Origin of the sequence: Priestia sp. FSL W8-0524 (assembly GCF_038005965.1) — a bacterium.
In the GTDB taxonomy this organism is placed as follows: domain Bacteria; phylum Bacillota; class Bacilli; order Bacillales; family Bacillaceae_H; genus Priestia; species Priestia zanthoxyli.
The window spans coordinates 1264525-1289526 of record NZ_JBBOUG010000001.1; the positions used below are offsets into that span (position 1 = coordinate 1264525).

General features: G+C 38.7%; 18 protein-coding genes. 16 read left to right on the forward strand and 2 right to left on the reverse strand.

The features are described from left to right. Positions 1-219 precede the first annotated feature (219 nt). From NST66_RS06290 to NST66_RS06330, 9 genes are all read left to right on the forward strand, one after another. Positions 220-2643 carry a GcvT family protein gene (locus NST66_RS06290; protein WP_340843757.1) on the forward strand — a complete coding sequence of 808 codons (2424 nt, stop codon included), beginning with the start codon at positions 220-222 and terminating at the stop codon, positions 2641-2643. Between the two features lie 30 nt (positions 2644-2673). After that, the gene (solA, locus tag NST66_RS06295) at positions 2674-3834 is read left to right on the forward strand and encodes an N-methyl-L-tryptophan oxidase (RefSeq protein WP_028413969.1); all 1161 of its coding nucleotides are present in this window, start codon (positions 2674-2676) and stop codon (positions 3832-3834) included. Positions 3835-3900: 66 nt separating this feature from the next. Next, positions 3901-5049 carry an aromatic ring-hydroxylating oxygenase subunit alpha gene (locus tag NST66_RS06300; RefSeq protein WP_047751332.1) on the forward strand — a complete coding sequence of 383 codons (1149 nt, stop codon included), beginning with the start codon at positions 3901-3903 and terminating at the stop codon, positions 5047-5049. Positions 5050-5130: 81 nt separating this feature from the next. Continuing rightward, on the forward strand, positions 5131-6384 hold the full coding sequence (locus NST66_RS06305) for a quaternary amine ABC transporter ATP-binding protein (protein WP_033578490.1): 1254 nt from the start codon (positions 5131-5133) through the stop codon (positions 6382-6384). A gap of 2 nt (positions 6385-6386) precedes the next feature. Then, a complete protein-coding gene (locus NST66_RS06310) occupies positions 6387-7250 on the forward strand; it encodes an ABC transporter permease (RefSeq protein WP_028413966.1) in 864 nt (287 codons plus the stop codon). A gap of 21 nt (positions 7251-7271) precedes the next feature. Continuing rightward, complete coding sequence (locus NST66_RS06315; RefSeq protein WP_028413965.1) at positions 7272-8153, forward strand: glycine betaine ABC transporter substrate-binding protein; 882 nt, start codon at positions 7272-7274, stop codon at positions 8151-8153. Between the two features lie 129 nt (positions 8154-8282). Further along, positions 8283-9335 (forward strand): pyruvate kinase, encoded by a 1053-nt coding sequence (locus tag NST66_RS06320; RefSeq protein ID WP_033578492.1) that lies wholly within the window; start codon positions 8283-8285, stop codon positions 9333-9335. Positions 9336-9827: 492 nt separating this feature from the next. After that, positions 9828-12581, forward strand: coding sequence for a CHASE3 domain-containing protein (locus tag NST66_RS06325; protein ID WP_033578493.1), 2754 nt, complete (start codon positions 9828-9830; stop codon positions 12579-12581). 18 nt (positions 12582-12599) lie between these two features. Further along, positions 12600-13454, forward strand: coding sequence for a CheR family methyltransferase (locus tag NST66_RS06330; protein ID WP_028413962.1), 855 nt, complete (start codon positions 12600-12602; stop codon positions 13452-13454). 29 nt (positions 13455-13483) lie between these two features. Here NST66_RS06330 and NST66_RS06335 read toward each other — a convergent pair whose 3' ends face one another. Further along, positions 13484-14623, reverse strand: coding sequence for a SpoIIE family protein phosphatase (locus NST66_RS06335; RefSeq protein ID WP_028413961.1), 1140 nt, complete (start codon positions 14621-14623; stop codon positions 13484-13486). A gap of 186 nt (positions 14624-14809) precedes the next feature. Beyond that, entirely contained in the window at positions 14810-15424 is a 615-nt protein-coding gene (locus tag NST66_RS06340) for a LysE family translocator (RefSeq protein ID WP_028413960.1), read from the reverse strand. A gap of 289 nt (positions 15425-15713) precedes the next feature. Between NST66_RS06340 and NST66_RS06345 the strand changes: the two genes are divergently transcribed. The 7 genes from NST66_RS06345 (at position 15714) to NST66_RS06375 (ending at position 24858) form a co-directional block, all read left to right on the forward strand. Further along, the gene (locus NST66_RS06345) at positions 15714-17087 is read left to right on the forward strand and encodes an amino acid permease (RefSeq protein ID WP_154991519.1); all 1374 of its coding nucleotides are present in this window, start codon (positions 15714-15716) and stop codon (positions 17085-17087) included. 171 nt (positions 17088-17258) lie between these two features. Next, positions 17259-17951 (forward strand): Crp/Fnr family transcriptional regulator, encoded by a 693-nt coding sequence (locus NST66_RS06350; protein WP_154991518.1) that lies wholly within the window; start codon positions 17259-17261, stop codon positions 17949-17951. 36 nt (positions 17952-17987) lie between these two features. Then, positions 17988-18704 (forward strand): YjjG family noncanonical pyrimidine nucleotidase, encoded by a 717-nt coding sequence (locus NST66_RS06355; protein ID WP_033578496.1) that lies wholly within the window; start codon positions 17988-17990, stop codon positions 18702-18704. A 221-nt stretch (positions 18705-18925) separates the two neighbouring features. Then, positions 18926-20614: a gamma-glutamyltransferase gene (gene ggt / locus NST66_RS06360; RefSeq protein WP_033578497.1), complete on the forward strand. Its 1689-nt coding sequence runs from the start codon at positions 18926-18928 to the stop codon at positions 20612-20614. Positions 20615-21200: 586 nt separating this feature from the next. Further along, positions 21201-22655: a glycoside hydrolase family 68 protein gene (locus NST66_RS06365; RefSeq protein WP_033578498.1), complete on the forward strand. Its 1455-nt coding sequence runs from the start codon at positions 21201-21203 to the stop codon at positions 22653-22655. Between the two features lie 96 nt (positions 22656-22751). Then, the gene (locus NST66_RS06370) at positions 22752-24317 is read left to right on the forward strand and encodes a glycoside hydrolase family 32 protein (RefSeq protein WP_340843206.1); all 1566 of its coding nucleotides are present in this window, start codon (positions 22752-22754) and stop codon (positions 24315-24317) included. A gap of 106 nt (positions 24318-24423) precedes the next feature. Beyond that, entirely contained in the window at positions 24424-24858 is a 435-nt protein-coding gene (locus tag NST66_RS06375) for a ferritin-like domain-containing protein (protein ID WP_013056263.1), read from the forward strand. Positions 24859-25002: the final 144 nt, after the last annotated feature.

Below are 25002 nucleotides of genomic sequence, written 5' to 3' on the forward strand. Positions count from 1 at the left end.
TTTCTTTAAAATTCGTTATTCGAAAGAAAAAAACGGCGATTTTTCTGGGATTTTAAAGTTAAGAAAGCGTTATCCGAACATTAGCGGAAGAAAGTGCAAAAAAAAATCTATGTCACACTTTTTAACAAAATACTTTGAAAATTAAGAAAATTAAAAATATAATTAACTATCGACAATATTTAACACCTTCAAACCAAAAAAGGAGGGAGATATGAAGTGATGGAACATAAGAAAATAGTAGTGATAGGAGCTGGAATTGTCGGGTGCAGCATTGCCTACTATTTAAGTAAAATGGGGCAACGAAACATAACAGTGATTGAGCAAGGCCCTTTGCTAGAAACAGGAGGATCTACCTCTCACGCTCCGGGGCTTGTATTTCAGCTTAGCTTTTCAAAAATCCTGACAACACTAGCTTCTCAAACAGTCGAGACCTTTAAAGAGTTGAGTACAGATGAACAGCGCTCGTTTTATCCTGTCGGCAGTTTAGAAGTTGCCCGTACACCAGAGCGATTAGAAGATCTAAAGAGAAAGGCTGGTGTTGCCAGCTCATGGGGAATCGAAGCTTTTCTTCTTTCACCGCAGGAATGCGCGGAAAAAAATTCGTTGATTTGTCCTGATCGTATTTGCGGAGGTCTCTATGTTCCGTCAGACGGTATTGCTAAACCTTTGCATGCCGTTGATAAAATGACTCGTTTTTCTAAAGAGTGCGGAGTAGAGTTTTACGGTCATACAGAAGTGACGGATATTGAAGTGACAAAGGGTCAAGTAAAAGCAGTGTACACAAGTGTCGGGAAATTCGAAGCAGATGTAATCGTATGCTGTGCTGGATTTTGGGGACCTCGCATCGGAGAAATGGTCGGTGTAACGATCCCTCTTCAGCCAATGGCTCATCAATATGTGTTTACAAATGATTTACTTGAGTTGAACGGAGAAACGGAAGAAGCCGCCACTCCTCTTATTCGAGATCAAGATAATTCAATTTATTTTCGTCAAGTAGAAAAAGGGCTTGGGATTGGATCATATCAGCATGAGCCGTTTCCAGTCGAACTCAGTGATATTACAAAATACGGAGAAACAAAAGAAATGCCTTCTGTTAAACCTTTTACACCAAAAGATTTTGGAAAACCGTGGGAAGATTCAATAGAGTTAATTCCGGCATTAAAACAAACGGGAATAAAAAAAGGAATGAACGGCATTTTTTCATTCACGCCCGATGGTATGCCGCTGCTTGGTGAATCACAAACGGTACAGGGATTTTGGGTAGCAGAAGCTATATGGGTAACGCACTCTGCAGGTGTCGCAAAACAAATGGCTGAATGGATGATGAATGGTGCGCCGACTGTGGATTTAGAGCTATGCGACATTAATCGTTTCGATACGTATGCATGCAGCCCTGCTTATTACAAACAGCGGTCTATTGAAGAGTATGAAGAGGTTTATAGTATTCACCATCCATTTATGCAGCGAAAAGTATCGCGAAACATGCGCGTGAGTCCATTTTATATGCGTCAACAAGAACTGAAAGCTTATTTTAATGAAAAAGCAGGATGGGAGCAGCCCCAGTGGTATGAAGCTAACTATCCGCTTATATCTACTTATGAAAAGATGATGGTAATAAGAAATGGATGGGCTGCTGAACATTGGTCACCAATTATTGAAGCTGAACATTTGCATACTCGTCAGCACGCAGCTCTTTACGATACAACGGCAGCAAAGAAAAGGTTAGAAATTAAAGGAGAAGGAGCTCTCCAGTTTTTACAGAAGCTAACGACAGGAAATATAGACATTGCAGTAGGTCAAAGCATACGCACGTGTATGTTGCATGAGCGAGGCGGCATAAAAGATCAAATAACGGTTATTCGCAAAAATATATCCACTTTCTTGATTGTTTGTACGGGAGCTGTAGAAGCAAGCTGGATTCAAAAACACGTGCCACACAGCGATCAAGTTGTTTTTCAAGATGTAACGTCAGGGACATGCAGTTTAGCATTAATTGGCCCTAAAGCTACAGGAGTAATGAAGTCCATGGTTCAACGCTCAGACCTTGGCAACACTTGGATTGAAGGGCAAGCGAAAACGCTGTTTATCGAAAATGTTTCAGTCCTTGCTCTGCGTGATTCCTGCGGGGGAATGGAGAGCTGGGAATTAATTACGACTTCCGATCAAGGTCTGAATTTATGGGATTTATTAATGGAAGAAGGACAGCCTTATCAGCTGATTGCTGGGGGAGACCGAGCTCTTGAAAACCTTCGAATTGAATCTTTTTCGTTAAAAAGCGGGAAAGACTTTTGGAGCGAACATCATCCATATGAAGTCGACCTTCATGAAATGGTTGATTTAACAAAACCAGTTTTTATTGGAAAAGAGGCATTGCTTGATCGTCAGCGAAAAGATTCTGAAACAGTATTAGCGACGCTCGTATTAGATGATCCTTCAGCGATAGTAATGGGATATGAACCGGTCTTTTATGGAGAAACGGCCCTCGGATTTGTGACAAGTGCTGGCTATTCATACAGCTTAGGCAAAGGAATTGTACACACCTTATTATCTCAAGCTGTACATGAAGAAATGGTTTTAGAAGTTGAATACTTTGGTCAGCGTTATAAAGCAGCAATGATGACACACTCCCCAGCGGTAGTTTAATTGATCAATCGAAAGGCAGGAGAAATGCAGATGTCAACACATTATGATGTCATTATTATCGGATTAGGAGCTATGGGGAGTACGGCTGCTTATCAGCTCGCCAAAAAAGGGCAGCGGGTATTGGGGTTAGAACAATACGGTCCTGCTCATGATCTAGGATCGAGTCACGGCGGTTCTAGAATTATTCGGCAGTCGTATTTTGAAGACCCTGCTTATGTTCCATTGTTGCTTCGCGCCTACGAATTGTGGAATGAAATTGAAAGAGAAAGCGGTCAAGAAATTCTTACGGTTACCGGTGGACTTATGATGGGACCTCCTGATAGCTTGACGGTTTCTGGAAGCATCGAAAGCTCTAAACAGTGGAATCTTGCGTATGAGATTCTAGAAGCAAAGGATATTTACAAACGGTTTCCGGTATTTACACCTTCACCTGCTACGGTTGCTCTATATGAAGAAAAAGCTGGATTCGTTAGGCCGGAAGCAAGCGTATATACTCACCTTCTTCAAGCAGAAAAATACGGAGCTGAGCTTCATTTTTTTGAAGAAGTGGTGTCGTGGGAAGCCCATCCTTCTGGTGAAGGCGTGCGTGTTGTAACAGCTAATGGAATATATGAAGCTGGAAAAATCATTATTTCTGCAGGCGCCTGGGCACCCGATTTATTACGGGAATTAGGTGTTAGCTTACAAGTAGAGCGTCATGTGCAAATGTTTTTTGAACCAACACAAGGAATAGACGTTTTTTCAGTGGGAAAACAGCCGATTTATATTTGGGAAGCAGATGATTATGTACAGTTGTATGGTTTCCCTTCTTTTGGATTAAAGGCTGAAGGAGCAAAAGTGGCGTTTTTCCGAAAAGGAACGGCGTGTACGCCGGAAACGATTGATCGAAATATATATGAAGATGAAGTGAACATGATGCGGCACTATCTAGCTCAAGGTCTTCCGCAGCTCAACGGTCGGTTTTTACAAGGGAAAACGTGCATGTATACCAATACACCAGATGAACATTTTGTCATTTCGCTGCATCCTGAATATCCTCAAGTAGCAATTGCAGCGGGATTTTCCGGACATGGTTTTAAGTTTGCAAGCGTAGTAGGAGAGATTTTAGCAGATTTAGTGACAGAGGGAAAAACCAATCACCCAATTGATTTGTTTGCTCCGCAGCGATTTGCGGCGAACAAAATAGTATAAATCGTCGTCAGCTCTTGCGAATGGTTCTATTTAAATGTTTCTAAAGAAGCGAAGGAGGAATAGCAGATGGTTATGGAACATGGTTTAGTAAATGATAATGGGAGACTTGAGCCCACGTTGAAAGGAGAGCTGTATACATCTTCGGACATTTTTAAGTTAGAAAAAGATCATATATTTTCTAAATCATGGAGTTTAGTTGCATTTGAATACGAAATAGCAGAACCAGGACAATATATTACAACGAGAGTTGAAGGCGAAAATATTTTAATTACTAGAGGAAAAGACCATATACTGCGAGGATTTTTAAACGTATGTCGGCATCGAGGAGCTAAGCTGTGCAGCCAAGCATCCGGTAAAGCAGGGGTCATTCGCTGTCCGTATCATTCGTGGAGCTATAGCTTAGATGGTGATTTAGTAGGTGTTCCTAACACAAGCCACTGTCGAGAAGAACTCGTGCATAACGAAAGTTACGGACTAACATCCGTTCACATTGAAGTGTGGCACGGCATGGTTTGGGTTAATTTATCAGACAATCCGATATCTGTTGAATATCAGCTAGACGCACAAATTTTTGATCGTTTTGGAGAGCTTTATACGTTTGCTAGGTATGAAATTCAAAATTTAAAATCCGCTCATCGTGAAGAGTACGAAGTCGAGGCAAACTGGAAGCTTATTGTAGAAAACTTTCAAGAATGTTATCACTGTTCCTCTATTCACCCTGAGCTTACGGCAACGCTCCCTGAATTTCGTTCGGGAGTCGGCACTCAAAATTCAGTAGGCGGTGGAGCTAAGTTTGGCAATGAGTTAGAAGGTTTTTCAATTAGCGGGAAAGGAAGCCGTCCTATGTTAAAAGGGTTGCTTCCTGAAGATGACCGCACGTATTTTGGCATTACCGTTCTGCCGCTTGTATTTATCAACTTAACACCGGATCACGTTATTATTCATCGTATTATTCCAATCAGTGCAGAAAAGTCCAAAGTAATTTGCGAATGGTTATTCGACCCGGAAGAAATGGCTAAGCCTGATTTTGACCCAAAAGATGCCGTGGAATTATTTCACCGCGTTAATTTACAAGATTTTGAAGCGTGTGAGTGGTGTCAAGAAAATATGAGCTCAAAATCTTATAAAGAAGGAGGGATTTTAGTACCTATCGAACAGCACGTTTCGCATTTTTACAATTATGTATTAGAAGCAATCGGTATGAAGGTCGAATAGTAAATAGAAGCGGTCTGGCACATTATCTCGGTGTGCCAGACCATCTCTAACAATCTACTTTAAAAATAAGGGGGAAATAAATTGAGTACAAGCTCTAAACTAACAGAACCCATTATCCGCGTTACCGATGTTTCAAAAGTGTTTGGCCGTCAAAAAGAACAGGCTCTTAAGCTGAGAGAGTCTGGACAAAGTAAATATGAAGTCGAACAATCTACTAAGACAACCGTTGCTATTTACAATGCTCATTTCGAAGTGAAAAAGGGAGAAACCTTTGTGTTAATTGGATTATCAGGAAGCGGTAAATCTACTTTACTTCGATGTTTGAACGGACTTATAGAACCAACAGAAGGGACGGTATATCTAGAAAATACAGATATTTCTCATATGCCAAAAAGACAGCTTCAGCAAGTACGAAGAAATAAAATTGGAATGGTATTCCAAAATGTAGGCCTTCTTCCAAACCGCACCGTAATTGACAATATTACGTTCGGTCTAGAAATTCAAGGCGTATCAGCAAGCGAAAGGGAAAAGCGAGGGAAAGAGGCGCTTGAAATGGTGGGGTTAAATGGACAAGCTTATAAAAGAATTTATGAATTATCAGGAGGTATGCAGCAGCGGGTTGGATTAGCGAGAGCCCTTGCTTCTGAACAAGAGATTTTGCTGATGGATGAGCCTTTTTCGGCGTTAGATCCTCTTATTCGAAGAGATATGCAAAAGCTATTTCTTGATATTCAAGGAGAAGTACAAAAAACAGTTATCTTTGTAACGCATGATCTAGATGAAGCATTAACTTTAGGGCACCGGGCTGCCGTAATGAAAGACGGAGAGATTGTACAGCTTGGAACGGCTGAAGATATTTTAAGTCAACCCGCAACCGATTATGTAAAACTGCTTGTTCAAGACGTTAATTATGGCAAAATCCGCCTTGCTAAAGACGCTGTTATTCCGGTAGAAACGGCTGCCTATGAGTATGAATCACCACAAGTTATATTAAGAAGAATGAGAACAAATCATTTATCTACGATTTTTGTTCTTGATAGTTCTGACCGCTTATTAGGTATGATGAGCATCTATACAGTGATGGAGCTTATTGAAGCTCATAAGCATGATTTAAAAGGAAAAGCATTGACACAGCCGCATTGCGTCAATCCTGATATGTCTTTACAAGAAATGATTCCTCTATTTACAGACAGTCATTCGCCTGTAGTCATTGTTGATAATCATCATCGCCTACAAGGTATGATTTCCCCGAGCACTCTTATTGCAAATCTCACTGAACGTATTGCAGTGACCGAGCAGCAAGAAGTTAAATCATATCAAGTGGAGGTTCGATAAATATGATGGTGAATGCTGCGATGATTCCTCGTATTCCTTTAGATAAATGGGCAAATTCATTTGTTGATTACATGATTGATAGTTTTTCAGGTGTATTTACTGGAATCAACCAGATAATGACCAGTTTAATCAGCAGCCTTGAATGGGCATTGACAGCCTCTCCTCCGCTAGTAACTGTCCTTGTTTTTGTTCTATTAGCGCTATGGTTGACAGATTGGAAGATAGCTGCATTTACGTGTTTTGGGTTACTTCTTATTATTAGCTTGGATTTATGGGAAGCATCAATGCTGACCTTATCTCTCGTTTTAGCTTCTACGATTATCTCACTTTTATTCGGCGTTCCTTTAGGCATATTATCACACCGCTTTAACAAAGTGGGGGCAGTCATAAAGCCTATTCTTGATATTATGCAAACGATGCCTGCTTTTGTTTACTTAATTCCTTCCGTACTTTTATTTGGATTAGGGAATGTTACAGCTCTTATTGCTACGTTTATTTTCGCAATGCCGCCTGCCGTTCGTCTGACGCTGCTTGGGCTTCAGCAAGTTCCGCACACCACTTTAGAAGCAGCGGAAGCTTTTGGAGCGACAGAATGGCAAAAATTAATTAAAGTCCAGCTGCCGCTCGCTTTGCCTATGATTATGTCGGGTGTAAACCAAGTTATTATGCTATCTCTTTCGATGGTTGTTATTTCTTCCATGGTCGGTGCGGGAGGCCTAGGTGCAGAGGTATTACGAAGCATCAGTATGCTGGATGTAGGCTTAGGGTTTATCGGTGGGATTGCGGTTGTTATTATTGCCGTTATCTTAGATCGTTTAACGCATCTTTCTACTCGAAAAAGCCAAGATATTCAATCAAGCAAATAAAATGGATAAAGGTGGGATTAGATGAAACATTCAAAAAAAATTTCTTTTATTATGCTAACAATCGTCGTCATGCTGCTTGTCTCTGCATGCGGAAATAGCAATACGGCAAGCGGCACGACGACTAAAAAAGAAATTACAATTGGGTACATACCATGGGACGAAGCCGTAGCCGTTACGTTTTTATGGAAGGAATTATTAGAGGAAAAAGGCTATAAAGTTAAAGCAGTTCAAAGTGACGTAGCCCCGCTTTTCTCAGGAGTTGCTCAAGGAAATATTGATTTATTTTTGGATGTATGGATGCCTACTACCCATAGTTCTTACATGAAAAGATTCGGAAAACAAGTAGACGTTCTCGGCACTTGGTACGATCAAGCAGACAGCGGATTAGCCGTTCCCGACTATGTAGACGCGCAGTCGATAGGTGATTTAAAAAATAAGAAAGGGGAGTTTAACGGAAAGATTATTAGCATTGAACCGGGATCTGGAATCAATGGTCTTACGAAAGACCATGCCATGCCCAGCTATGGGTTAACAGACTGGAATTTAGTAGAGAGCAGTACAGCTGCGATGCTATCGGAATTGGATAAAGCCATTGCTAATAAAGAACCTATTGTTGTTACGTTATGGCGCCCGCACTGGGCTTTTGAAAAGTATAATCTCAGATACTTAAAAGATCCCAAAAATACGATGAATCCAACTGGACCTGAGAAAATACAGTCAATCAGTAAAAAAGCTTTTAAGGAAGATTATCCAGAAGCAGCAAAGTGGCTTAAAGATTTTTCGATTAGCGCTGATCAATTGGCATCATTAGAATCAGAAATTAACAGTGCAAAAGACGAAACAAAAGGCGTGAAAAACTGGATTTCTAAAAATAAGAAAGTGACGGAAAGCTGGGTAAAGTAATAAAAAGGCTGTCTCTTAGGCAAGTTATTGACTAAGAGGCATTTTTTTGTGGTGATATACCTATTTTTGTATAAAGCTTATCTCTTTTATGGAAATGGGCATCCTACATTAAAAGGATGGTGAAAGGCAGTGGCAATCGATAGAATCTGTACAATCGGACCTGTTAGTAATAAGAAAGATGTACTAGAGAGACTGTTGGAAAAAGGAATGACAATTGCTCGGCTGAATTTATCTCATGGGTCGCATGAAAGTCATAAAACAATTATAGATACGTTAAGATCTTTAAATTCCTCTATTCAAATTTTAGGAGATTTACAAGGTCCTAAAATTAGACTTGGAGTGATAAAGTCAAAAGAAATAGTGTTAAAAGAAGGCGCATCTTTTATTTTATATACAGAGCAGATGTCAGGAAATGAAAAAGGAGCCAGCGTTGACTATAAGAGTATCGTGAAGGATGTTCAAACAGGAAGCAAAATCTTAATCAATGACGGTCAAGTAGAACTGGCTGTTGAAGGAGTAGAAGAAGATACACTTGTCACAAAGGTAAAAAAGGGCGGATCTATTTCGTCTCATAAAGGCGTGAATTTGCCAGGTGCTCGCGTCGGTTTGCCGGCCATTACTGAAAAAGACAAAAAAGACATCGTATTCTTATTGAAAGAAAAAGTAGATTTTCTTGCTTGTTCGTTCGTAAGAACCCCTGAACATTTAAAAGACATTAAAGATTTTATCCATTTAAAACATCTAAATGCACCAAAGCTGATTGCGAAAGTGGAAACAATGGAAGCTATAGAAAATTTCAAGCAAATATGTGAAGAAGGCGATGGAATTATGATTGCACGAGGAGATTTAGGGGTAGAGCTACCGTATGAATGGATTCCTTTGCTCCAAAAAATATTAATTCATGAATGCAGCTTGCACGATAAATATGTGATCACCGCGACACAAATGCTTCAATCAATGGTGAGCAGCGCAATTCCTACAAGAGCCGAGGTGACGGATGTGTTTCAGGCAGTACTGGACGGCACGAATGCAGTGATGCTTTCTGCTGAAACAGCAGCTGGGAAATATCCGATTGAAAGCATGGAAACACTTTATAAAGTATCACATCTTGCTGAAACGCTTCAAAATAAAAGAGTTGCGAGCTCCGCAGAGATTTTGGCAATGTTAAAGAGCTCGAGATAAAAAGTACAGCAAGTAGATATGTAAGTTTAAAAAATATATTTAAATTAAAAAAAGTGGCAATGTTTTCTACTATCCAAGTACAATTCAATTAATGAATGCTTTGCATTTTGCATATAAGTATTTATACCTATGTTGTCATAATTTATGTGATTCCCCAAAGCATAAATTACTTTTCATTACCTTATTGTGTACAAATATATTATGAGATAAGCCCATGCCTGTACAGGCATGGGCTTATCTTTATATGGCGTTTTAAAACGTCAATTTCTAATTGGGGAATTAATCTTCACCTCTTGCACAATAAATATTCTTCTGTACAAAAATAGAGTGTATAATAGGAATGTTGACTTGATAGGAAAAAGAGAGAAGCCTTATCAAGCAAAGGAAGATGGAGTGGAGAGTGTGTACTGAAAGTGAAATTGTCCAGCGGCAAAAATAAACATGTTTTTCGAATGCTTCTAGAAGAATATCTAGAATGAAAGTAGGAACATTATGGAAAAGAAAATGAGGTTTGGCATCAAATCCAAAATTATTATTGGATATTTAATTGTTATTGTCTGTTTATTTATTGCATTTATTGTTTTAAACAGTCAAATTTCATCTTTGCAAAAAGAGCGAAATTTTATCATTGATCATGATATTGAAGTCCATGATCTGACCAATCGAATTGAAAAGCACCTGCTTGATATGGAAACAGGACAAAGAGGCTATATTATTACAGGAGAAGCGAGTTACTTAGAACCTTATAACAGTGCAGCAACAAGTTGGGAAAAAGATTATAATGCGCTGTATCAGCTTCTAAATAATAATCCAAATCAGCAGGAGAAACTGGAGAAGATTAAAGGAAGTATTCAAGACTGGATTGAAGCTGCTGGTGAACCGACCATTGCATTAAAAAAAGAAAATAATACAAAAGAGCTTCAGCAATTTTTTGAGAAAGATCCTGGGCGCCAGTATATGGACGATATACGCAGCCAGTTTACTTCTTTTAGAAATGTAGAGAAAAAATCGACTGAAACAAGAGCAACAGAGTTAGACGAGAAAAATCAAAAAATTAAAATTGGACTTTACGGTTTGCTGTTATTCGTTACGCTTATTTCACTTGCTATCGCTATTGTGTTGTCTAATTCTATTGTGAATACGATTAAAGAAGTTACGCAAACGATCAAACGAATTACGGCTTCAAAAGGCGAGCTAAAAGGAAGAATTAAAGTTCGATCTAATGATGAAATTAAAGATTTAGGGCTAGCCACGAACGCGTTGTTAGAAAATATTGAAGAGCGAAACTGGCTTCAAACGAACATTGCTCATGCTGTAACGATGTACCAAGGCATAGCATCTGTAGACAAGCTTGCGGAAAAATTTCTCTTTACGGTTTCAGAAATGACACAAGCTTCTTTCGGAGCATTTTATGTTCGAGAGGAAAATGATAAAGGAAACTTATTCGTCAAACAAGCTGCTTTTGCAGATAGAAAAGGCGACGCGGGAAGAGAGAGCTTTTTGATAGGCGAAGGGCTCATTGGACAAGCTGCTTTAGAGAAAAGAACCTTTGTCATAAACGATGTACCTGACACGTACCAGCTCATTACTTCAGGATTAGGAGACGTAAAACCTAAGAGTATTTTTATTGTACCCGTCTTGTTTGAAGATGAAGTAATTGCTGTTATCGAGCTTGCATCGCTGCACGAGTTTACAGTTTTAGAGCAAGAACTTATTAGTCAAGTGATTGAAACGTTTGGTCTCACTATCAATGGCGTAATTAGACGTATGGAAATTGCTCGTCTATTAAAAGAATCTCAGGCGATGACAGAAGAGCTCCAAGCTCAGTCTGAAGAACTTCAAACACAATCAGAAGAACTGCAAATGCAGTCTGAAGAGCTGCGTATGATTAATGAACAGCTAGAAGAAAGAACAAAAGACGCAGAAGAAAAATCGTTTGAATTAGAGGCTGCAAAAGAAGATTTAGAAGAAAAAGCGCATCAGCTGGAGTTGAATTCTCAATATAAATCTGAATTTCTTGCTAATATGTCGCATGAGCTTCGAACACCACTTAACAGCATTCTTATTCTGTCTGAAATGCTTGAGGAAAACGCAGCTAAAACGCTATCTGAAGATGAAGAAGAATACGCTCGTATTATTCATTCTTCAGGAAAAGACTTGCTCGCGTTAATCAACGATATCTTGGATTTATCAAAAGTAGAGTCTGGAAAACTAGATATTTTACTAGCTGAGATGAATATGAGTGAGCTTCCAGATCAAATCGAACGTAATTTCAGCCACGTTGCTGAACAGAAAAACGTACAATTGAAAATTAATAAAGCACAAGATGTACCGGACATCATTCACACAGATGAAAAGAGATTCCAGCAAATTGTGAAAAATCTTTTATCAAATGCATTTAAATTTACAGAATCGGGATCTGTCACAGTATCCATTCAACGAGTAGCTGACCATCGTCTTACAACAGCTATGCGTACAGTTGATACGGATTGCTGGCTAGAAATAGCTGTAGCTGATACAGGGATTGGTATACCAAAAGAAAAGCATCAGCTTATCTTTGAAGCGTTTCAGCAGGCAGATGGAGCTACGGTCCGCAAGTACGGAGGAACGGGACTTGGCTTATCTATTTGCAGTGAGTTTGCAAAATTATTGGGCGGCTGGATTTCTCTAAGCAGTGAAGTAGGAAAAGGAAGTACGTTTACGCTATACCTTCCTAGCCTCTCTAATGGTCTTATTGACTATGAAAAAGTGAATTTTGCATATGAAGAAGTAGCGGTATCTGTAGAAGAAGCTGAACCTGAAGCAGAAATAACTGAAATTGATCATCCTGTACAACCAGTTGAATCTTCACTGCAAGATGGTGAAAATGTGTTTCAAGATAAGCGAGTGCTCATCGTAGATGATGACCAGCGCAACATCTTTGCCTTAAAAACTGCGCTAGCTAAACAAGGTATGACCATTATGACAGCTCATAACGGAATAGAGTGTCTTGAAATTATGGAAAATAGTGAACCATTTGATCTCATTTTAATGGATATTATGATGCCGCAAATGGATGGATATGAAGCCATGCAGAAAATTAGAGGAGAGCTAAAGCTCGTTGATTTGCCTATTATTGCATTAACCGCTAAAGCGATGAAAAACGATCGTGAAAAATGCTTGGAAGCTGGAGCTTCAGATTATATCAGTAAACCTTTAGATTTAAATCAGCTGTTCTCCGTTATGCGTGTATGGCTAGTAAATTAAGCGGGGTATGAAACATAAATGGATATGAAGCACCTAGATTTAAGTGAAGACTTAGTTATGAATAAAAAAACAGATTTAGAGATCGATTTACTGCTGACGGCTATTTATCGATTAACGGGATTCGATTTCAGACAGTACGCTAAATCTTCTATTTGTCGCCGAGTCTATAATCGAATGAAAATTGAACGTATTCCAACCGTGTCTCGATTGTTAGAAAAAGCGATTCACGAAGAAGAATTTATGAATCAGCTTTTAAATGATTTTTCAATAAATGTAACAGAGATGTTTCGCGATCCAAGCTTTTTTAAAGCATTTCGCACAAAAGTGATTCCGGTATTAAAGGATTATCCGGAAATTCGCATTTGGCACGCTGGCTGTGCAACGGGCGAAGAGGTATTTTCTATGGCGATTCTTTTAGAAGAAGAAGGGTTAATGGATAAAACGGTCATTTACGCAACCGATATGAACGAAGATGTATTAGAAAAAGCAAAACAAGGCGCCTTTTCTTTACGTAAAATGAAGTCATATACAAAAAATTATATTCAAGCCGGGGGAAAGAATGCCTTCTCGGAATATTATCAAACGGATCATCACTATGCATATTTTCATCCGTCGCTGTTAAAAAATATTATCTTTGCTCAGCATAATTTAGTCACGGATCAGTCATTTAATGAATTTCACGTCATCATTTGCCGAAACGTCCTTATTTATTTTACAGCTCAGCTGCAAAATCAAGTGTATAATTTATTTTCAGAAAGCCTGTGTGTAAAAGGGTTTCTTGGGCTTGGCGATAAAGAAACGCTTCGCTTTGCTGAGGGAGCAGCTTCTTATATTGAGTTTGCAGGGAACGAGCGCATCTATCAAAAGCAATAAAAAAAGACCTCATTGTGAGGTCTTTTTTATTATGCTTGTGCTTGAATCATAAGCACGCACATGTCATCAGGCTGATTTAACTTTTGTTCTTCTGAGAAAATTTCATTCATAAATGCCTGCGGATTTGTCCATTTTTGTTCAGTAAGTTGTTGAAGACGAAGAGCAGATTCATTTTCGCAAGGGCCCATCGATTCAAGAGCTCCGTCTGTAAATAGCAAAATTTGCACATCGTTCTCAAAGCTGACAACAGATTTCTGAACGTCCATTTCTTCAAAAAACCCTACAGGGCAGCTTCCTCGTTGAAGAGGAACGAGCGTATGTTCATCCACTAACATATAACCTTCTGGGTGCCCGGCATTCACATATTCTACTGTCTTAGCTTCCGTATCAATCACTAAATAAATAGCAGTGAAATAGTAAGGAATTTCATCTTTTTCGCTGTGCAATAATTCCATGTAGCGATTCAACTCTGTAATAACCTGCTCAGGGTCTATGAGGGACTTGATAGCTTCTCTGAGCACAGACGAAATAAACATACAAACAAGCGAGGCAGAGATGCCGTGCCCCATCATATCAAAAAGAATAATACCGTACCGGTGCTCGTCAATTTTGTGCCAATAGTACATATCACCCGCTAATTTAAAAGAAGGATAATATGAAACTTCCATTTGAATATCTTTCTCTCGTAAAGGGGGGCTGAGTAAGTTTTGCTGTACGTGCGTAGCTAAATCTAACTCAGTTTGAATTTTCTTTTCATGTTCCGTGTGCCAGTCAATTTCTGCTTTAAGGCGTAAGGCTACCCGCATACGAGCCAGCAGTTCCACTTTATTAATCGGCTTTGTGACGTAATCTGTTCCGCCAGCGTCTAGAGCTTCTACTAATTTGCTGCTGTCTTCTAGGGCTGTGACAAAGATAATTGGAATATGTTTTAAGCGTTCTACCTGTTGAATTCGCCTGCAGGCTTCGATTCCATCAATTTCGGGCATCATAATATCAAGTAAAATCAAATCGACCGAATTCGTTTTTGAGTTCTCATCGTCCAGGTTAAGATAGTCAAAAAGCGCATGGGCAGACGTAAGAGACACACAGTTATCGTAGCCAGCGCCTTTTAGAATTTTTTCAATCACAAATAGATTGACTTGATTGTCATCTACGAGAAGAATGGTCATGCTTTATTTCCCCTTATTATGTTTGAAGACTATTGATTGAGTATGTAGTTTTCAAGCATTTTTTATACTTTTTCTGTTTTTCTATTTATCTATTATACAGAAAACACAGCGTTTAGGGTATTTTTTAAGATTATTCTTTTCTATTAAAAAAGTCACTTGTCCCCAGAAAAGGAGACAAGTGACTTTTTATAGCAACTTGTATAACGCAAATATCCCGAAAGTCAGTACCACCGCTCCCGAAATACGATTTACCCAGATCAAGCTGTTATTCGTAAACTTCGACCGGGCAAGACTAATAGCAAAACTGAGCGAAAGCCACCAGCAGGCCGATCCTAAAAATACGCCTGCAACCATTGTCAGCGCAGAAGCAACATCAAATGCTGATTTACTAATGCCTACACCAGAAAACACGCCAATAAAAAATAAGATCGTCATTGGATTCGTAACCGTTAAAAAGAGAACGGATGTATACGAACGAAGCAACCCTTCTCCTTTAGCAGCAGCAGCGTGCTCTGCAGGCTGAGAACGAAAAGTTTGTACACCTAAATAGCATAAAAATAATCCCCCAATCAGCTGAAGCCAAATCTTTTGGGTTAATAAAAAGGTTGTAATGAACGTTAGGCCAAACGCAGCGATGCATCCATAAAGAGCATCTGCTGTAGCTGCTCCCAGCCCGGATACAAACCCGTGTAATCGCCCTTTAGATAACGTGCGATTGATGCATAAAATACCAATGGGACCGACGGGAGCAGCAACGGAAAAACCGATCACTAACCCCTTTAGAAAATAAAATAAGTTCATCTTTTACGTTGCTCCTATGAAGTTTTTCTTTAGTATAGTACAAAAGCAATTATGAATGAAGCTAATTTTGAGAAAGGTGTTAACGCATGTTTTTAGTCTGTTCGGGTACATCATAATGGTGTGATAGAAAACATTATTAGTGATTTTATTTTAATCATTAAAAAGTTCAAAGACTAAATTATTTTACACAGAAAATTAAATGTAGTAAAATAATTCACTGTTACATATATAGAAAGATCTACCACTATAAAGTAGTCATTCGTAATGAGATGAAGAGAGGTTAGTCATCATGAGTAATCTGTTTGCAAAAAAAGATGTTAATAAGCTGTTAGAGGAAAATGCAGCAAAAGAATCAACTAAGACACTAGGGTTATTTGATGTTATTTTGATGGGAGTAGGAGCAACCATTGGGACAGGAGTTCTGGTTATAGCAGGACTAGTTGCCGCCAGGGATGCAGGGCCCTCGGTCTCCGTTTCATTTATTATTTCTGCAATAGCCTGTATTCTTGTTGCGTTGTGCTATGCAGAATTTGGTTCAGCTGTTCCAAGTTCAGGAGGCGCATATACATACATATATGTTTCATTAGGAAAATTTGTAGCGCATTTAATAGGGTGGTCCATTGTAGGATGCTATACGGTGTCTTTAGCGTCTGTAGCAGGCGGATGGTCTTCTTACATAAATAATGTGCTTACTGAGTTTGGTATTAGACTTCCTGAATCGTTAACCGCCATACCGAGCGACGGAGGTATCATTAACCTTCCGGCAGTATTTATTGTGCTGTGCATGTCGTTTTTATTAACAAGAGGGGTAAAAGAAAGTAAAAAAATAAATAACTTAATGGTTTTAATCAAGATAGGTATTGTTCTTTTATTTGTAGCCGTCGGCGTCTTTTTTATTCATACAAATAACTGGCACCCATTTACTCCTTTTGGTGTGAAAGGGATCTTTGCAGGCGCAGCTTCCGTCTTTTTCGCTTATAACGGATTTGATGCCATTTCTACTTCGGCAGAAGAAGTGAAAAATCCGCAAAGAAACTTGCCGCTAGGTATTTTGATTGCACTGAGTGTTTGTGCAGTCATTTACGTAGTCATTGCATTAGTATTAACAGGGATGGTTCCTTATAAAGAGCTAAACGTGGGCGATGCGTTATCATATGCGCTCAATAGCGTTGGACAAGAATGGGCAGCGCTTATTGTATCTATAGGAGCAGTTATTGGTATAATGGCCGTCGTGTTTGCTTATTTGTTTGTTGTGCCCCGCATACTGATGTCAATGAGCCATGATGGATTATTGCCGTCTCTTTTTGCGAAAGTGAACCGAAAAAATAGCGAGCCTGTCATATCTACATGGCTTGTGGGGGCGTTAGGCGCGATCGTAGCTGGTTTTGTTGATTTAAAACAGCTGGCGGATTTAGCAAATATGCTAGCGATTGTTACGTTTGCTGCCGTTTCATTTTCAATTTTGGCTCTGCGAAAAACTCAGCCTAATTTAAAGCGCGGTTTCAAAGTACCTTTTGTGCCATTCATTCCGATTCTTGCTATTCTTTGCTGTATCTTTCTTATGTTTAACTTATCAATGGTAACGTGGATGTACTCAATCGGCTGGATGCTGATTGGCGTCTTTATTTACGTTGGATACGCCAGAAAGAACAAGAGCGTTTAACAAAAAGACTCTAAGCCAACGAGCTAGAGTCTTTTTTGTGTATATATTTCTTTTGAAAGGGATCTATGAACATAACGTAAAAATTAAAATTTTATTCGGGACATATGTCCTTTTTATTTTGGGAAGTGTTATTGTTTAATAAAAAGAAACCGTTATGATGGAGAGGAAAACATGAGGGAAATTACGAGTGAGAAACAACTGCTGGAGTATATAAATACTTATAAATTAGAGTCAGTTTTCAAGAAAGACTTACTACCGCATTTGTCACTGTATGATGTGGAGGCAGGAGAACGTCTTTGTTCTCAAGGAGATGCGTCTCATTGTTTGTACATACTGGTGAAAGGCAAGGTTAAAGTTTATACCATATCGCCCGAAGGCAAGACGCTTGTTCTTTCCTTTAAACAGCCCCTTGAAGTGATAGGCGATATTGAGTATGTACAGGATGTTGATATTATGAATACGGTTGAAGCCGTTTCACCTTTAGTTGTAATTGGTATACCATACAAACAATTAAAACAGCATGCGAGCGATGATCCACAGCTGCTGACGTTTTTACTGGAAATGCTCACAAAAAAGTTTTGCGCAAAATCGAACTCGCTCAGCTTTAATTTAATGTACCCAGTTGAAGTGCGGCTGGCTAGCTACTTGCTCTCTATTTTTTGTGAAGAATCACATTTGGTTATGGATCAAAAAACAGAAAGCCTAAAAGATATAGCCAATTTAATCGGAACGACTTACCGGCATTTAAATCGTGTTCTTCAGAAATTTGTAGCGCAAGGAGTTATTGAAAAACAGAAAGGCTCTATTATTCTCAAAGATAAAGAAAAACTGAGCTGTCTAGCAAACGACAATATATACGAGTAGAAAAAGCAATAGATTAGTTGAAGGGGAGAGAGAAGAATGAAAACATACAGAACGCTTCTATTTGACATTGATAATACGCTTTTAGATTTTAACGCAGCCGAAGAGCAGGCTTTACAGCTTCTTTTTGCTAACCACAATATTCCGCTGACTGATGAAAGCAAAAAACGTTATAGTTTGATAAACCAGGGGTTATGGACAGCTTTTGAAGAAAATAAAATAAGCCGTGAGCAAGTTGTAAATACTCGCTTTTCTACTCTATGTAAAGAATATGGAATAGAGAAAGACGGAAAGCTGCTTGAAGCAGAGTACCGAACGTATTTGAACAATGGCCATCAGCTAATTGACGGAGCAATTGAGGTAATTAAAAAACTGAGCTGTCACTATGAATTATATGTTGTTACAAATGGCGTATCGGCTACTCAATATAAGCGCCTTCAGGACTCAGGTCTATATCCTTATTTTAAAGAAGTATTTGTTTCAGAAGATACGGGCTTTCAAAAACCTATGAAGGAATATTTTGATTATGTTTTTTCACGTATAAAAGAGCTGTCCGTACATGAAACATTAATTGTTGGAGATTCTTTGAGTGCAGACATTCAAGGCGGGCAGCTAGCCGGTATTGATACGTGCTGGTTTAATCCTCAGGAAAAAAAGAATGATACAAATTGGAATTCAACCTATGAAATAGGAAGGCTTCAAGAGCTTTATACCCTGCTGAATGTAAATAATGAAGTAGCTTCGGTACAAGTATAAAAGTGTATAAACGTTAGAAAACGCAAAAAGCGCCAACCCTGTTCTTTAAATAAAACGGTTTGGCGCTTTTTCTGTTTTATAGATTTCAAAGGGCTTAAAATACGCTAGGGATATCGGTCTAGGTAAAGTAATCAATACAAATTTAAACAGTTTTATCCCAAAAGCAATAGGGTATTTTACCAATATCCCAGATAAAGTAAGTAACTAGGAGGTCGTAAAAGATGATTAATGGCAAAAGTTTATCTCGTTCAGGAAAGAGTTCATATAGAAGAGAAACAGCCGTTGGAAAAACAGGAATGGTAGCCAGTGCCCATCCAATTGCAACCGACGCCGGAGAACAGGTACTAAGAGCTGGAGGTAATGCAATTGATGCAGCAATTGCCGTTCAGTTTGGGCTCAACGTTGGAGAACCGATGATGACCGGTATTGGAGGCAGCGGCTTTTTTATGGTATACCACAATGAAAGCAAAACAACTAAAATTTTTGACGGACATTCTCAGGCTCCTAAAGCAGCTTATCCTGAAATGTTTCTTGATGAAAATAAAGAAGTTATTCCGTTTAGAAAGCGTTCTACTCATGCAACGGCAATTGGAATTCCAGGGATTTTAAAGGCGATGGAAGCAGCTCGTAAAGAGTATGGAACAAAACCCCTTGCTGAATTAATTGAACCGGCTGCCAAAGCAGCAGAAGCGGGTGTGGAAACAAACTGGGTGCTTGGAGATATTTTAAAAACATATGCCTATCGACTAGGAGAACATGCTAAGCAGCTATATTCTCCAAACGGCAAGCCTATGCAAGAAGGAGATATGATTAATAAAAAAGATCTTGCTAAAACATTCCGCATTCTTCAAGAAAAAGGTATCGAGGCTTTTTATGAAGGTGAAATTGCAGAAGCCATTATTTCAACGATAAAAGAGCACGGCGGTTTTATGGAACTGTCAGATTTGAAAGAATACCAGATTAAGATTGATGAACCCGTGTGGGGAGATTATAAAGGATACCGAATTGCTTCTTCCAACATGCCTAGTGCAGGAGGAGCTACGGTGCTGCAAATTTTAAAGCTATTAGAGAACTTCGATGTGTCTCAGTACGACGTGAAATCGTGGGAAAAGTATTATTTGTTTGCAGAAGCTATGCGCATTGCATTTTCAGATAAAATTGCATTCTCTGGAGATCCAGCCTACAGTGACATTCCATTAAAAGGGCTTTTAAATGACGAATATATAAAGGAACGTCAAAAATTAATTAATTGGAAGCATAAAAATGAGAAAGTTGATTTTGGCAACCCGTGGGATTATGAGAAAGGCCAAAAAGTGAACGTTGTGCGTCAGCCTTATGAACCTGAACGTGAGCTTAGTGAAACAACTCACTTCACGGTAGTTGACCGCTGGGGCAATATTGTCGCTTGTACATCAACTGTGGAACATCCTTTTGGTACAGGAATTATGGTTAAAGACCATGGATTTTTACTCAACAACGAGCTTACTGATTTTGATGCTATTCCTGGAGGGCTAAACCAAGCGGATGCAGGAAAGCGTCCGGTTAGCTGTAAAAGCCCAACCATCGTTTTTAAAGACAGTGAACCTGTACTCACTTTAGGGTCTCCGGGCGGACCAACCATTGTAGGCTCTGTGTTCCAAACGCTTATGAATGTCTTAGACTATGGAATGGATATAAAAGAAGCGATTGAAGAACCAAGAATTTTTAATAGTACAGGATCACTTATCGGTTGGGAAGCCGGAGTGGATATGAATGCCAAAGGAGAGCTAGAAGCCATGGGGTTTAATTTTGGAGATGAGCCATTCCCAATCGGAAATGTTCAAGGTATTCAAATTGATAAAGAAAACGGCCGTTTATTTGGAGCAGCTGATTCCAGCCGTGAAGGAAAAGCAACTGGCTTAGACTCTTAATATTAAAAAGATGCATCATACGCTCCCTCTTTTATAAGAAGGGATGGCGTATGATGCATTAAAAAAGATAAAAATATGTAGGTAAAAAGAAGGAATATTTTTTTCAGAAAACATACTTTAGACCTTTATTAGCATCATCCTAATCTCCAGAAAGGAAAAAAAATAGAACGTTTTCATGTCCGAATAATAAAAAAGAGTACTGATTTTTCAAGATATTGATGAAAACAAAATGATTGGAAAGCATAAAAAAACGGAATAGCGCTTTCAATGCTAGAAAGATAGAGTATTTAATCGTGTAAAGAGTATAAAACGCAACGGCTGGAAAACGTAGTTTGGAATGTAAAAAAAGTCGTACCCTTTTTTTGAAAAACGGTTACATAAAAAGTCTCTTGCACGTAAACTTTGGTCCTAGTTACAGCTCAATGAAAAAGATGAAAATGAGAAATAGCTACATTTGGCACGTTTGACTTTCGTCATTTATCCAAGTAATCTTTTGGTTGAACGGAACCGGTTCTGTTTTCGGATTTTTAATAGCTAATTGAATTAATAAATTTATATTCTTTACTAACCCAAAAGGAGAAAACATATGAAAATGAAACGAGTTGCTAAGCATACAACTGCTGCTACATTGGCTGCAGCCCTACTAGTAGGCGGGGGATACCAAACATTTGCTAAAGGAAACGACAGCAAAGACTTTAATAACAGCTACGGAATTTCGCATATTACTCGCGATAATATGGTGAAAATTCCACAGCAGCAAAACAGTGATCAGTTTAAAGTTCCTGCTTTTGACGAATCAACTATTAAAAACATTGCTTCTGCTAAGGGAAAAGATGCATCGGGAAATACAATTGACTTAGATGTATGGGACAGCTGGCCATTACAAAATGCTGACGGAACAGTGGCGACTTATCATGGATATCAAATTGTGTTTGCCCTAGCAGGTGATCCAAAAGATTCGAATGACACGTCTGTTTATCTTTTCTATAAAAAAGCTGGAGACAAATCGATTGCCAGCTGGAAAAACGCTGGAAGAGTGTTTAAAGACAGCGATAAATTCGTTCCGAATGACCCGCACCTTAAAAATCAAACACAAGAATGGTCTGGTTCTGCCACATTAACGAAAGATGGTAAAGTTCGTTTATTCTACACGGATTATTCAGGTAAACAATACGGAAAACAAACGTTAACGACAGCTCAAGTGAACATGTCTCAGCCAAACGATAATACGTTAAAAGTTGACGGAGTAGAAGATTACAAGTCAATCTTTGATGGTGACGGAAAGATTTATCAAACGGTTCAGCAGTTTATTGATGAAGGCGGTTATGACACAGGGGATAACCATACGCTAAGAGATCCTCATTACATAGAAGACAATGGACATAAGTACCTTGTTTTCGAAGCTAACACTGGAACAGAAGATGGCTATCAAGGCGAAGACTCTCTATATAACAGAGCATACTACGGAGGAAACAATCCTTTCTTCCAATCTGAAAAGAAAAAGCTTCTTGAAGGATCTAATAAAGAAAAAGCTTCTTTAGCAAACGGGGCTTTGGGCATTATTGAGTTAAATGATGACTATACGCTCAAAAAAGTAATGAAGCCGCTTATCACATCAAATACAGTTACAGACGAAATTGAACGTGCAAACATTTTCAAAAAAGATGGAAAATGGTACTTGTTCACTGATTCTCGCGGATCTAAAATGACGATTGATGGAATCGGACAAGATGATGTGTATATGCTAGGCTATGTTTCAAATACGTTAACAGGAAAATATAAGCCTTTAAATGATACGGGATTAGTTCTTCATATGGATTTAGATCCTAATGATAAAACATTTACGTATTCTCACTTTGCCGTACCGCAAACAAAAGGTAATAATGTTGTTATTACAAGCTACATGACAAACAGAGGCTTTTATGAAGACAACCACTCTACATTTGCACCAAGCTTCTTAGTAAATATTGACGGTTCAAAAACATCTGTTGTAAAAGATAGCGTTCTTGAACAAGGTCAGTTAACAGTGGATGAAGACTAAGCCCTTTGCAATAGCAACAAAAGAAAATGGTGATTGTAATCACCATTTTCTTTTGTTTTATTCGATGTAGACAAAAAAGAGAAAGGCGGGGTTTGTTTGAAGAAAAAAGGTGCTTATAAATGGATAACGCTTGCCGTTCTTTTAGTTGTAATAGCCGGACTCATTATAGCAGGCGTATCCAAAAAAGAGGATACAAAAGATCGAGGAAAAGAAAAAGGAAATAAAAGTGAATCCACTTATCGCCCGGTGTATCATTTTAGCACGCCTGATAAATGGAAAAATGATCCTCAAAAGCCCATTTATTTTGACGGAGAGTATCATTACTATTACTTATACAATCATGATTACCCTAAAGGGAACGGGACGGAATGGCGACATGCAACGTCTAAAGATTTGGTTCATTGGAAAGATAAAGGAGTAGCTATTCCAAAGTATACAAATAAAAATGGCGATATATGGTCCGGATCCGTTGTAGAAGATAAAGAGAACACAGCAGGTTTTGGTAAAGGCGCAATTGTAGCGATTATGACCCAGCCTTCTGCTGATGGACAAAAGCAAGAACAGTATTTATGGTATAGCACCGATAGAGGAAAAACCTTTAAATCATATAGCAAAAATCCTATCATGCCTAATCCAGGCACCAAAGATTTTCGAGATCCCAAAGTAATATGGGATAATGAACATGATAAGTGGGTTCTCGTCATGTCAGAAGGTGAAAAAATCGGATTTTATGAATCTTCTAATCTAAAGGATTGGACGTATACGGGAGGACTTGTCACTAAAGATATTGGCATTACAGAATGTCCAGATCTTTTTCAAATGAAGGCGGATGACGGGACAGTTAAGTGGGTTCTCGGGACAAGTGCAAATGGAAAAGAAAGCGGAAAGCCAAACACCTATGCTTATTGGACAGGAAATTACGATGGAACAACATTCACTCCCGATATGGATGAGCCGCAATGGCTAGATCATGGTTTTGATTGGTACGGAGCAGTCACGTTTAAAGACGGTAAAAATGAGGATTCTTTAGAAAAACGCTACGCTTTTGCATGGATGAACAACTGGGATTATCCAGATAAGACACCAACGATGAAAGATGGGTTTAACGGATTCGATTCAATAACCCGTGAAATTACGCTTTTAAAACAAGACGACGATCAGTACAGCCTGTTATCAAAGCCTGTCGAAGAATTAAATCAGCTAACTGATTCAACAAATTCTCTCAAGCAAGTAGAAGTAAACGGAGAGAAAAAGTTAAAGGTAAAAGGTGAATCTTATCAGCTTGATACAGATATTTCATGGTCAGATGCAGAAAATGTAGGCTTACGACTTCGAGAGTCCGCAGATCAAAAGCGGCACATTGATGTCGGGGTTTTTGCAAAAGATAACGTCTCATATGTGAATAGAAGCTATAGTAATCAGCCTGATCAAAGCAAAAAATATGTGGAAAGCCGCGATTACTTTGATGCAGGCAAGAAAAATGTTCATTTGAAGATATTGGTAGATAAAACAAGTATTGAAGTCTTTATTGATGATGGAAAAACAGTGCATTCTAGCGAGGTGTTTCCTCGTCACAACGACCAAGGAATTACACTTTTTTCCCAAGGAGGAACGTCTTTCTTTAAGAACATAGAAATCAAACATTTTCGTTCCAGTCAGTAAATTCCCTATTTTTAAAAAAGGGAGCAGAATATCACCTTATTATGGTTTAGGACTCGTTAAAAAGGGTATATGCCTACTAACAGTAAATGAAAGGGTGTTTATTCAAATGGAAGAGAAAATGAGACAACTAATAGAGGGACTTAATACCGATTTAGCGGGTGAATATTCGGCGGTTATTCAGTACACTTACTATGCGTCTACAGTAACTGGCCTAGAATATCAAATTTTAAAACCTTTCTTTGAAGGAGAAATTCCTGACGAGCAAGGGCATGCCCTTTATTTATCAGAAAAAATCAAAAACCTTGGCGGTGAGCCAACAACAAAGCCAGCTGAGGTGAAGCACGTCTCAAACGTGACGGAAATGCTTAAAGAAGCGAGCAAGGCTGAAAAAGAAACGATCCAGCGCTACGAAGAGCGTAAAAAACAAGCAGAAGAGTTAGGATTAACAGAGCTTGTTGTCAAACTTGAGGATATGATTGCAGATGAAACAAATCATATGGAAGAAATGGAACGTTTATTAAAAGATCCCCGACTAAGTTAATCATACAAAATACGTAAAAAGCATCCCGTAACACCTGTTACGGGATGCTTTTTGTGGTTTGAAAAAGAAATAAAACATCATGTACGCATGTTTTTATAAATGAGAGGAAAGTCATATTTTTGAAATTCTCTATCGCTTTGAAAA

Bases quoted from the DNA above. Each gene is read 5' to 3' on its own strand.
- NST66_RS06290 (WP_340843757.1), top strand. From the start codon at position 220: ATGGAACATAAGAAAATAGTAGTGATAGGAGCTGGAATTGTCGGGTGC.
- ggt (WP_033578497.1), top strand. From the start codon at position 18,926: ATGATTAATGGCAAAAGTTTATCTCGTTCAGGAAAGAGTTCATATAGA.
- NST66_RS06350 (WP_154991518.1), top strand. From the start codon at position 17,259: ATGAGGGAAATTACGAGTGAGAAACAACTGCTGGAGTATATAAATACT.
- NST66_RS06310 (WP_028413966.1), top strand. From the start codon at position 6,387: ATGATGGTGAATGCTGCGATGATTCCTCGTATTCCTTTAGATAAATGG.
- NST66_RS06345 (WP_154991519.1), top strand. From the start codon at position 15,714: ATGAGTAATCTGTTTGCAAAAAAAGATGTTAATAAGCTGTTAGAGGAA.
- NST66_RS06340 (WP_028413960.1), bottom strand. From the start codon at position 15,424: ATGAACTTATTTTATTTTCTAAAGGGGTTAGTGATCGGTTTTTCCGTT.
- NST66_RS06300 (WP_047751332.1), top strand. From the start codon at position 3,901: ATGGTTATGGAACATGGTTTAGTAAATGATAATGGGAGACTTGAGCCC.
- solA (WP_028413969.1), top strand. From the start codon at position 2,674: ATGTCAACACATTATGATGTCATTATTATCGGATTAGGAGCTATGGGG.
- NST66_RS06365 (WP_033578498.1), top strand. From the start codon at position 21,201: ATGAAAATGAAACGAGTTGCTAAGCATACAACTGCTGCTACATTGGCT.
- NST66_RS06330 (WP_028413962.1), top strand. From the start codon at position 12,600: ATGGATATGAAGCACCTAGATTTAAGTGAAGACTTAGTTATGAATAAA.
- NST66_RS06355 (WP_033578496.1), top strand. From the start codon at position 17,988: ATGAAAACATACAGAACGCTTCTATTTGACATTGATAATACGCTTTTA.
- NST66_RS06335 (WP_028413961.1), bottom strand. From the start codon at position 14,623: ATGACCATTCTTCTCGTAGATGACAATCAAGTCAATCTATTTGTGATT.
- NST66_RS06325 (WP_033578493.1), top strand. From the start codon at position 9,828: ATGGAAAAGAAAATGAGGTTTGGCATCAAATCCAAAATTATTATTGGA.
- NST66_RS06315 (WP_028413965.1), top strand. From the start codon at position 7,272: ATGAAACATTCAAAAAAAATTTCTTTTATTATGCTAACAATCGTCGTC.
- NST66_RS06375 (WP_013056263.1), top strand. From the start codon at position 24,424: ATGGAAGAGAAAATGAGACAACTAATAGAGGGACTTAATACCGATTTA.